Source organism: Mesorhizobium sp. WSM4817, from assembly GCF_055811135.1.
The window spans coordinates 1-1,440 of record NZ_JBVVQQ010000089.1 but is presented as its reverse complement, the minus strand read 5'-3'; the positions used below and the strand labels follow the sequence as shown (position 1 = coordinate 1,440).

Below are 1,440 nucleotides of genomic sequence, written 5' to 3'. Positions count from 1 at the left end.
CACAGATGCCCCCTGCCCGCCCGGCAATTGCGGCAATGGCCGCAGACGATGTGGCCTTCGCCCGAAACACGCTGGCCAATCTTGTATTCGGTGACCGCCGCGCCGAAGTCGGCGACTGTGCCGACGAATTCGTGGCCGGTCACCATCGGCACCGGCACGGTCTTCTGCGCCCACTGGTCCCAATTGTAGATGTGGACGTCGGTACCGCAGATCGCGGTCTTCTTGATCTTGATCAGAACGTCGTTCGGGCCGATTTCCGGCACCGGCACTTCTTCCATCCAGATGCCCGGCTCGGCCTTGGCCTTGACCAGCGCCTTCATCATGTTCGACATTCTTTTGTCCCTTGAAACTCTTGATCCGGAATCGCTTTTCGGTTCCGGTCGTTCAGGAAATCACACCAAGTTCGCGCCCGACTGCGCCGAACGCCTCGACCGCACGGTCGATGTCGGCGCTGGAATGGGCGGCCGACATCTGCGTGCGGATGCGCGCCTGGCCCTTCGGTACCACCGGAAACGAGAAGCCGATGACATAGATGCCGCGCTGCAGCATGCGCGCCGCCATCTCCTGCGCCAGCGTCGCATCGCCGAGCATGACCGGAACGATCGGATGATCGGCGCCGGCCAGCGTAAAGCCGAGCTTACCCATTTCAGACCGGAACCGCGCCGCATTGGCATAGAGGCGCTGGCGCAGCGCATCGCCATTTTGGATCAGTTCGAAAACCCGGATCGAGGCGCCGGCGATAGCAGGCATCAGCGTGTTGGAAAACAGATAAGGCCGCGAGCGCTGGCGCAGCCAGTCGACCACCGGCCTGCTCGCCGCTGTGTAGCCACCCGAGGCGCCGCCCAATGCCTTGCCGAGCGTGCCGGTGATGATATCCACCCTGCCCTCGACGCCGCAATGCTCGGCCGAGCCGCGCCCGTTCTTGCCGACGAAGCCGACGGCGTGGCTGTCGTCGACCATCACCATGGCATTGTACTTGTCGGCGAGATCGCAGACGCCCTTCAGATTGGCGATGATGCCGTCCATTGAAAATACACCATCGGTGGCGATCAGCTTGAAGCGGCTGCCTTCGGCCTTCTTCAATTCCTCCTCGAGCGCCGCCATGTCGTTGTTGGCATAGCGAAAGCGTTTTGCTTTGGAGAGCCTGACGCCGTCGATGATCGAGGCGTGGTTGAGCGCGTCGGAAATGACCGCGTCCTCCTCGGAAAGCAGGGTCTCGAACAGGCCGCCATTGGCGTCGAAGCAGGAACCGTAGAGGATTGTGTCCTCCATACCCAGGAATCTCGATATCTTTGCCTCGAGCTGCTTGTGCTCCTCCTGTGTGCCGCAGATGAAACGCACCGACGCCATGCCATAACCATAGCGGTCGAGTGCCTGCTTGGCCGCATCGCGCAAGTCGGCGCTATCTGCGAGGCCAAGATAATTGTTGGCGCAGAAATT

General features: G+C 61.5%; 2 protein-coding genes. Both read right to left on the bottom strand.

All coding sequences use genetic code 11. From position 1 onward, the window contains the following. The coding region (locus tag AC0L2K_RS34810) for an alcohol dehydrogenase catalytic domain-containing protein (RefSeq protein WP_236473068.1) at positions 1–332 on the bottom strand (332 nt) is incomplete at its 3' end. A gap of 52 nt (positions 333–384) precedes the next feature. Next, the coding region (locus tag AC0L2K_RS34805; RefSeq protein WP_473533636.1) for a glycine C-acetyltransferase at positions 385–1,440 on the bottom strand (1,056 nt) is incomplete at its 5' end.